The sequence below is a fragment of the Westiellopsis prolifica IICB1 genome (assembly GCF_004323185.1).
In the GTDB taxonomy this organism is placed as follows: domain Bacteria; phylum Cyanobacteriota; class Cyanobacteriia; order Cyanobacteriales; family Nostocaceae; genus Pelatocladus; species Pelatocladus prolificus_A.
Window position 1 is genome coordinate 1,102,919 of sequence record NZ_NAPS01000001.1, and the last position, 8,822, is coordinate 1,111,740.

Consider the following 8,822-nt stretch of genomic DNA (forward strand, 5'->3'; position numbering starts at 1 on the left):
CCTCATTTTTACTTCGCCATGTTCATCCATCAAACCTGTAATTCCCTGATTGAGACTCTACGCCAACGCAGACAAAAATTAGCTACTCATATTGATTTTCCAGTTATTCTCTGGTCAGGAACTAGTATTTCCCGCAATTATCCAGCCAATGTTTTTCCTTTCCGGGCTAGCAGTCATTTCCTTTACTTTGCAGGATTACCACTTGTGAATGCTGCTATTCGCCTTGAAGCTGGTAAGCTGGAACTATTCATAGATGATCCCGCACCTGGTAGCGCCCTCTGGCATGGTGAAATGACCAATCGGGAAGATATGGCCACTCAAATCGGGGCAGATGTTGCCCATCCGATGTCAGAATTAGAGTCATATTTAGAAGGAGTGGCAACAATTCCTGTCCAAGATCCAGCCACTTGGACACAACAGTCACAACTATTAAACAGGTGGATTCTACCACAACATCAGCTGCAAGGCATTGATTTAGAGTTAGCCCAAGCGATTATCGAGTTACGCCTGACACACGATCAACAAGCGCTAGCCGAATTGCGAAAAGCTGCTGCTGTCACCGTTGAGGCACATAAAGCAGGTATGGCCGCAACACCGAGTGCCAAAATTGAAGCAGAAGTACGTGCAGCGATGGAAAAAGTCATTATTGCCCAGAATATGACTACTGCTTACCACAGTATTGTGACTGTTCACGGTGAGGTTTTGCATAGCGAACAGTATCACCACTCTCTACAACCAGGTGATTTATTGCTTGCTGATGTTGGTGCTGAAACAGAAATGGGTTGGGCAAGTGATGTTACTCGTACTTGGCCTGTGAGTGGAAAATTTTCATCTACCCAAAGAGATATATATGATGTAGTATTGGCAGCTCATGACGCTTGTATTGCCCAGGTGCGTCCTGGTGTAGAGTACCGAGATCTTCATTTGTTGGCTTGTAATGTAATAGCTCAGGGTTTGGTGGATTTAGGCATTTTGCGAGGAGATGCCGAAAATCTGGTAGAAAGGAATGCTCATTCTTTATTTTTTCCTCACGGTATTGGTCATTTGCTGGGTTTGGATGTCCATGATATGGAAGACTTGGGAGATTTAGCCGGATATGAACCAGGACGAGAAAGGAGCGATCGCTTTGGTTTAAGCTATCTACGTTTAAATCGTCCTTTGCAAGTAGGTATGTTAGTAACAATTGAACCTGGTTTTTATCAAGTCCCAGCGATTATAAATAATCCAGAAGTACGTTCTACATACCAATACACGGTTAATTGGGAACGTTTATCTCTGTTTTCTGATGTACGTGGCATCCGCATTGAAGATGATGTTTTAGTTACAAAAAATGGCAGGGAAGTACTAACAGAGGCTTTGCCAACTGATGTTGACTATTTCTCTGACTTTAGCGGCAGAATCTTGTTGTAATGCTGCTGTGACGATCGCCTGTGCTTTTGGTATTGTTAATTGAGCGATCGCACTTTTCAATCCAGGAATTGCTTGGGGATTGAGACTCACTTCATCTAGTCCCAAACCTAATAATATTGGTGCTGCGAGGGGATCGGCGGCGATTTCACCACACAATCCCACCCAGATATCAGCAGCATGTCCAGCTTCAACGGTTTGTTGGATCATTCGTAATACTGCTGGGTGTAAAGCATCGGTTAAATTTGCCACTTTGGGATTGGTGCGGTCTGCTGCCATGATATATTGACTCAGATCATTAGTACCAATACTGAAAAAGTCTACTTCCCTGGCTAACTGATCGGCAATAGTGACTGCTGATGGGACTTCTACCATGATCCCTATTTCCATATCTTCATCAAAACCAATACCAACTTGACGTAGTTCTGCTTGCACTTGCGCTAGTATTGCTTTTGCTGCTTGGATTTCGGTGACAGTCGCAATCATGGGAAACATGATTTTGATTTGATGGTGCAGGCTAGCCCGTAAAATAGCCCTTAGTTGGGTTTTCAAAACTTGGGGACGATCCAAACAAAAACGAATTCCCCGCCAACCTAAAAAAGGATTAGTTTCTACACCCACACCTAAATAAGGAATTGACTTGTCTCCACCAACATCGAGGGTACGGATAATTAAAGGACGATGATCTAAAATTTGAGCGATCGCCTGATAAACTTCTAGTTGCTGTTCTTCAGTGGGAGCAGTTGCACGATTGAGATAAAGAAACTCCGTCCGCAGTAGTCCAACACCTTCTGCACCAAAATTCACAGCTTGTTGTGTATCATTTACACTACTGACATTAGCGAACACATTAATTCGGTGGCGATCGCGAGTCATGCAAGGCTGATGGGTAATACTTCTTATTTGTTGCTGGGTTGCGTGTTGTGCAGCTTGCTTTGCTTGAAGTGCTACCAGAGTTTCTGGTTCTGGCTCTACCCAAACTCTACCCATCTCCCCATCAATAGCTAACTGTGTACCATCGGTTAGTTGTAATATTTCTGGTGGTAAACCAACAATTGCTGGAATACCCAAAGAACGAGCCAGGATAGCTGTGTGAGATGTGGCGCTACCAGCTGTGATACAAATACCCAAAACTCTTGTCGGATCTAAGCTAGCTGTATCTGAGGGAGTCAGATCCGCCGCAACTAAAATCCCTGGTTGGGATACATCCACAATCGTCATCGGAGTTCCCGATAATACCCGTAATACTCGCTGTCCCACATCAACCACATCAGCAATGCGTTCTTGTAAATAGGGATCATCAAGATGGCGATAGTTATTTGCTACCTCATTAATCACTCCTTGCCAAACAGCTTCCGCATTGAGATGCTGGCTCAAAATACGTTGCTGTGCCGTTTCTAGCAAAGTTGGATCTTCTAAAAATAATAAATGGGCATCAAAAATAGCAGCTTCCGCATCACCAATTTGAATTGACGAGTGTGACAGCAAAGTTTGAATTTCTTGTTGGGCAGTGTGCAAAGCTGTTCGTAATCTTTGCCACTCATTATTAGGATTATCTACGTGATAATGCTGGACTTCTTCGAGAGAAGTTGTTTGATTCCAGCTTATGGGGGTTTTTCGATAGCGAAAACAAGGTGCGATCGCCACTCCACCAGAAGCGGGAATACCTTGGAGGGAGGTAATGTAGAGACGCGATGAATCGCGTCTGGGTGTGTCGGGAGTCATGTAGAGACGCGATTCATCGCGTCTAGGGGTATGAGGGGTGGGGGGAGTAATGTAGAGACGCGATTCATCGCCTCTGGGACTGTGGGGGGTATTATCTTCGCCAAAATTGGTGGTGAATAGTGTTTGTAATGCGGCTAGTGCTGCTTCTGCGTCAATACCAGTAGCGGTGATGACAATTTCGTCTCCTTGGCGGACTCCTAACATTGCTACTTGGTTGATACTGTCAGCGCGGACAAATTCGCTAGATTTAGTAGCATTTTTAACTTTAATTTGGGATTGAAATCGGGCGGCACACCCGACAAATTGGGCTGCGGGGCGGGCGTGTAATCCAAACCTATTGCTCACAGTCAGCCTAATTTCGTTTGTGTGTGCCATGTCATTAATCATTGGTTCTTCACGAATGACCAATGACTCATGACTATCATCCAAACCTAACTGAGTTGCTTTTGCTACTAATGCTCCCTGTGCTTCTGCGATTACCTGTTGCATGTTATTACCAGCTGCGGCTGCAACTACTGCGGCGATCGCACCTTCAACTAGAGGGGCTGCACACAAGTGTACTTGCTGTTGTTGTTCGCTGGGAAGGAACTCTAACGCCATTTCTGCACTCATCAAGGCGCTACCGAGATCCATCAGTACCAACACACCATCATCACTATATACAGATGCGATCGCCTCATAAACCTTTATCGCATCCGTACCTAAAGGATTGGCGGGATCGTCAATTCCTGCTGCAACGGCGATGGGAACATGGTCTTGAACCATCTGTACCGCCAGTTCTCGCACGCCTTCTGCTAGCTGTTTACTGTGAGAAACAATAACAATTCCAATCACGGAGACACCGTTAATTAATTGCGGATTGCTTTCTTCAACCTCATTATGGGGGGTAACTCAAATTTTTGGGTAAATTTTCAGCAAACCGTAATCTATTGGGTGTCAATGGTCAATGGTCAATGGTCATTGGTCATTCGTGAATACAAATGAATAATAAATAATGATGAGTTTAAGTAACTCGGTGAGAATAAACATAACTGAGTTACGAAAAGTAAACATGCCAATGACTGTTGTACAGACGCGATGAATCGCGTCTAATGACAAATAACGACCCCAACGAGTAGAGACGAGCCATGGCACGTCTCTACATTTGTGCTGACTTAATTAGCGAAAAAAGTATTATTCTCTATTAAGTCAGGTCAGAGTAAACGAATTTACTCAGTTCCATTGTTCTAAATTCTTTGTGTCTTTGTGTCTTTGTGATTCAAAGATGATCTTTTTCACCACCAAGACACCAAGAAAAATACTTTTCATTCACACCCTTGCTTCTATGACGCTGTATCAGTATCAAGTTGGAGGTAGTCTTCCCGAAGATGCGCCAACCTATGTCACCCGTAAAGCTGACGCTGAACTCTACGAAGCTTTGCAAGCGGGGGAGTTTTGTTATGTACGATGGTAAGTTAATAGCGGTTGTTGTAGATAATACTGTGCAGTTGCGTCCGGTTGAAGGTATAGATCAACTACTGGCGCGGGGGTGCGATTGGCTGAGAGATTATTTTGCTAGCCATCCTGATGTGTCGAATGAGGCGTGCCGATGAAAGGATGGGGAAAGGTGGGATTGAGGTTTGGTGAATGAGTGTTTGATACTCGTCAACCGATTTTGGATTTTAGATTTTGGATTTTGGATTGACCCCACAGATAACTGCTTGCTCTGTACTATCAAGGAATTATCGGTCAACGAGTATTTGAGCCTCGTCGCCGAGTGTTTGATACTCGTCGTCGAGTGTTTGAGCCTCGTCGTCGAGTGTTTGAGCCTCGTCGTCGAGTGTTTGAGCCTCGTCGTCGAGTGTTTGAGCCTCGTCATCGAGTATTTAAGCCTCGTCGATGAGTGTTTGAGACTCGTCGTCGAGTATTTGATCTCCGTCGTCGAGTATTTGATCTCCGTCGTCGAGTGTTTGAGACTCGTCGTCGAGTGTTTGAGACTCGTCGTCGATATTTGATCTCCGTCGTCGAGTGTTTGAGACTCGTCGTCGAGTATTTGATCTCCGTCGTCGAGTGTTTGAGACTCGTCGATGAGTGTTTGAGCCTCGTCGATGAGATTAAGGTGATTATTGACTTAGTTTGCTGATCCTATCGCCTCAATTGCGGCTTCGAGAGCGATCGCCACATGAGTCCAATGTGTGCCGCCTTGGCAATACACTACATACGGTTCTCGTAATGGCCCGTCAGCCGAGAACTCTAATGTGCTACCCTCAATAAATGTCCCGCCAGCCATGACGACTTTGCTTTCGTAACCTGGCATTTGATCAGGAATGGGGTCTAGATAAGAACCGATGGGTGAATTTTGTTGTATTGCCTTACAAAATGCAATTAGCTTCTCGGCAGAACCGAGTTTAATTGCTTGGATCACATCGCGGCGAGGTGCAAGGGGTGCGGGATTAACTGGATAACCTAGCTTGTCAAAAACATAACCTGTCAAGTGCGTACCTTTAATGGCTTCTCCTACCATCTGGGGTGCAAGAAATAAGCCTTGGAAGAGCAGACGATTTTGATCAAAGGTCGCACCGCCGTAACTACCGATACCAGGGGCAGTTAAACGACAGGCAGCCGCTTCTACCAAATCAGCACGACCAGCGACATAACCACCGGCGGTGACAATAGTTCCACCAGGGTTTTTGATCAAGGAACCCGCCATTAAATCAGCACCGACATGCGTAGGTTCACTGAGTTCGATAAATTCGCCGTAGCAATTATCAACAAAACAAATGGTGTTAGGATTTTGCTGCTTGACTAAATTAATAATTTTTTCAATATCAGCAATTGACAGGCTAGGACGCCAAGAGTAGCCACAAGAGCGCTGAATTAGGACTAAACTAGTTCCATCCTCCACCGCTCGGCTTAAAGCTTGCCAATCCACTGTTCCTTCTGGGGTAAGATCCAATTGGCGATAGCGAATGCCAAACTCTATAAGGGAGCCTTGACCATGACCCCGTAAACCTATCACTTCTTCTAATGTGTCGTAAGGAGCGCCAGCCACCGAGAGTATTTCATCACCAGGACGGAGGACACCAAATAAGGCACAAGCGATCGCGTGAGTACCAGATACAAACTGAACTCGCACAATAGCCGCCTCTGCGCCCATAACTTCGGCAAACACCTTGTCTAAAGTTTCTCGCCCTAAGTCATCATGACCGTATCCTGTGACACCCGCAAAATGGTGAGCGCCGACTCGATGATGACGAAAAGCACTTAACACTCTGTAAAGGTTTCTCTTGACCTGAGCGTCAATTCCAGAAAAAATCTGTAACAGTGCCTGTTCTGCTTGCCGCAGCTGTTCTAAGCTGTTCATTAGTTCCTCATTCACAAAAAAACATAATATGCGGATTTAAGGATCGCGCAGACTAGGCTGAACAATTCCTATTCAGGTTACTGCATGACAATTGCTACATCAACAAAATCCCGAAGCCATTTAGTACACATTACATTCTTGACTGTTGTGCACGCTGCTGCGTTGCTTGCTCTGTTTCCCGCTTTCTTTAGCTGGAAAGCAGTAGCTGTGTGCTTGTTTCTCCATTGGGTAACAGGTGGCTTAGGTATTACTCTGGGCTATCACCGTCTCGTCACCCACCGTAGTTTTCAAACTCCTAAGTGGCTAGAATACTTCCTTGTTTTGTGCGGCACCCTTTCCTGTGAAGGAGGCCCAATAGAATGGGTCGGTATGCATCGAATGCATCATTTGTACTCAGATAAGGAGTTAGATCCCCATGATTCCAACAAAGGCTTCTGGTGGAGTCACATGGGTTGGATGTTCTTTCATTCACCACTTCAGCCAGAAGTACCTCGCTTTACGAAAGATATTGGCGATGACCCAGTGTATCAGTTTTTCCAAAACAATTTAATTTGGCTCCAAGTAGCTCTAGGTGTAGTACTGTTTTTGCTGGGTGGCTGGTCTTTCGTGATCTGGGGAGTTTTTGTTCGCCTAGTTTTTGTATGGCACTGCACTTGGTTTGTCAATAGTGCTACCCATAAATTTGGTTATCGTACTTATGAATCAGGCGATCGCTCAACAAATTGTTGGTGGGTTGCCTTATTAACTTACGGTGAAGGTTGGCACAATAACCACCATGCTTTTCAGTATTCGGCTCGTCACGGGCTGCAATGGTGGGAAGTTGACATAACTTGGATGACAGTCAAACTGCTACAAACACTTGGCCTAGCGACGAATGTCAAGTTAGCAGATAAATAGTCATCAGATGATTAAAGTCATCAATTATTGATAATATAACTAACGCTGTGTGCGATTTTTTACCCCCACTCATTTTTAGGCCTATAGCCTAAGAATGGGTGGGGATTTCAAAATTTGAAATCCAGAAAAATAGTTGGAACAGGTGTGCATTGAGACACCTTAGCTTGATATAATCCAGAACGCTAATGTTACAAAACTTCACAGCAAGTTCATTTTTGAGTCACTTAAATGTGAGGTTATTTGGTATTTACTAATTCATGACAACATCAACAATCAACACCCTCAAGCCATCAGATAGCATTAACCAAGCTGACTTCAAGCTGAAAGATATTATTAAAAGCCTGCCACGAGAATGTTTCTTGCAGAATCGGCGCAAAGCTTGGACAAGACTTGTGATCAATGTATTGATGGTTGGCTTGGGCTATTTCTGCCTAACAATTGCTCCTTGGTTTCTCTTACCTTTCGTCTGGATTTTTACCGGCACTGCTTTGACAGGTTTTTTTGTTATAGCTCATGATTGTGGTCATCGTTCGTTTGCTAAACGCCGTTGGGTAAACGATTTAGTGGGACATTTGATGATGATGCCGTTAGTTTATCCGTTTCACAGTTGGCGAATAAAGCATAATTATCATCATGTTCATACCAATAAGCTAGAAGAAGACAATGCTTGGCATCCAATCAGACCACATGTATATGAAAGCTGGGGAAATTTATTACAGTGGGGTTTTGAGGGTTTCATGCAGAACCGCTTATGGTGGATCGGTTCAATCCTACATTGGGTAAAACTGCACTTTAATTTGACGAAATTTCGTGCTAAAGATCAATCAAAAGTCAAGCTATCTATTGGTGTAGTAGTGCTGTTTGCAGCGATCGCTTTCCCTTTGATCATTGTTAATCTCGGTATTTGGGGATTTATCAAATTTTGGTTTATCCCTTGGTTAGTTTTCCATTTTTGGATGAGTACCTTCACCTTGGTTCACCATACTGCTCCATACATTCCTTTTGTAGAAGCAACAAAATGGAACGCCGCCATAGCACAGCTATCTGGTACCGTTCACTGCGATTATCCTCGTTGGATCGAATTTCTCTGCCATGATATCAACGTCCACGTTCCCCACCACATATCTACAGCAATTCCTTCTTATAATTTACGGTTAGCTCATCGTAGCCTAGAAGAAAATTGGGGAAATTACCTGAGTAAATGCCAATTCTCTGTGTCTTTAATCAAACAGATAACAGACCAGTGTCATCTTTATAATCCAGAGAGTGGATATTTATCTATCCAGGATTACCACCAAGCTAAGAATGTAAGGATGTAATACCATTTCACAAAAATCTTGATACAAATACAGGTGTGTAGAGACGTAGCATTGCTACGTCTCTACAAGATTCATATGTATCGTTATTAACGTGAAATGGTATAAGGGGCATGGGGGCATGGGGCATGGGG

Annotated in this window: 8 protein-coding genes and 1 pseudogene; 7 read left to right on the forward strand and 2 right to left on the reverse strand. The window is 44.2% G+C overall.

What is annotated here, in order from left to right:
- The first annotated feature begins 18 nt into the window (after nt 1–18).
- Complete coding sequence (locus tag B4U84_RS04750) at nt 19–1,410, forward strand: aminopeptidase P family protein (protein ID WP_131115823.1); 1,392 nt, start codon at nt 19–21, stop codon at nt 1,408–1,410.
- On the opposite strand, the gene ptsP is transcribed toward B4U84_RS04750, so the two are convergent.
- A complete protein-coding gene (gene ptsP, locus B4U84_RS04755) occupies nt 1,345–3,966 on the reverse strand; it encodes a phosphoenolpyruvate--protein phosphotransferase (protein ID WP_131115825.1) in 2,622 nt (873 codons plus the stop codon). The genes B4U84_RS04750 and ptsP overlap by 66 nt on opposite strands.
- Before the next feature lie 490 nt (nt 3,967–4,456).
- Here ptsP and B4U84_RS32075 point away from each other — a divergent pair.
- The 4 genes and pseudogenes from B4U84_RS32075 to B4U84_RS30355 form a co-directional block, all read left to right on the forward strand.
- A pseudogene (locus B4U84_RS32075) lies at nt 4,457–4,576 on the forward strand (AAA-like domain-containing protein); the annotation flags it as partial.
- On the forward strand, nt 4,572–4,724 hold the full coding sequence (locus B4U84_RS30350) for a hypothetical protein (RefSeq protein ID WP_155950626.1): 153 nt from the start codon (nt 4,572–4,574) through the stop codon (nt 4,722–4,724). The pseudogene B4U84_RS32075 and the gene B4U84_RS30350, both read left to right, overlap by 5 nt.
- 164 nt (nt 4,725–4,888) lie before the next feature.
- Nucleotides 4,889–5,014 carry a hypothetical protein gene (locus tag B4U84_RS31890; protein WP_278248290.1) on the forward strand — a complete coding sequence of 42 codons (126 nt, stop codon included), beginning with the start codon at nt 4,889–4,891 and terminating at the stop codon, nt 5,012–5,014.
- Nucleotides 5,015–5,254 carry a hypothetical protein gene (locus B4U84_RS30355; protein WP_165490246.1) on the forward strand — a complete coding sequence of 80 codons (240 nt, stop codon included), beginning with the start codon at nt 5,015–5,017 and terminating at the stop codon, nt 5,252–5,254.
- Here B4U84_RS30355 and B4U84_RS04770 read toward each other — a convergent pair.
- Nucleotides 5,243–6,475: a methionine gamma-lyase family protein gene (locus B4U84_RS04770; RefSeq protein WP_131115827.1), complete on the reverse strand. Its 1,233-nt coding sequence runs from the start codon at nt 6,473–6,475 to the stop codon at nt 5,243–5,245. The two genes, B4U84_RS30355 and B4U84_RS04770, sit on opposite strands and share 12 nt — an antisense overlap.
- Before the next feature lie 84 nt (nt 6,476–6,559).
- Between B4U84_RS04770 and B4U84_RS04775 the strand changes: the two genes are divergently transcribed.
- Together B4U84_RS04775 and B4U84_RS04780 are read left to right on the forward strand one after the other, a co-directional pair.
- Entirely contained in the window at nt 6,560–7,372 is an 813-nt protein-coding gene (locus tag B4U84_RS04775; protein WP_017309511.1) for an acyl-CoA desaturase, read from the forward strand.
- A 257-nt stretch (nt 7,373–7,629) separates the two neighbouring features.
- The gene (locus B4U84_RS04780; RefSeq protein WP_131115829.1) at nt 7,630–8,691 is read left to right on the forward strand and encodes a fatty acid desaturase; all 1,062 of its coding nucleotides are present in this window, start codon (nt 7,630–7,632) and stop codon (nt 8,689–8,691) included.
- Nucleotides 8,692–8,822 lie beyond the last annotated feature (131 nt).

Bases quoted from the DNA above. Each gene is read 5' to 3' on its own strand.
- B4U84_RS04750 (WP_131115823.1), top strand. From the start codon at position 19: ATGTTCATCCATCAAACCTGTAATTCCCTGATTGAGACTCTACGCCAA.
- B4U84_RS30350 (WP_155950626.1), top strand. From the start codon at position 4,572: ATGTACGATGGTAAGTTAATAGCGGTTGTTGTAGATAATACTGTGCAG.
- B4U84_RS04770 (WP_131115827.1), bottom strand. From the start codon at position 6,475: ATGAACAGCTTAGAACAGCTGCGGCAAGCAGAACAGGCACTGTTACAG.
- B4U84_RS04775 (WP_017309511.1), top strand. From the start codon at position 6,560: ATGACAATTGCTACATCAACAAAATCCCGAAGCCATTTAGTACACATT.
- B4U84_RS04780 (WP_131115829.1), top strand. From the start codon at position 7,630: ATGACAACATCAACAATCAACACCCTCAAGCCATCAGATAGCATTAAC.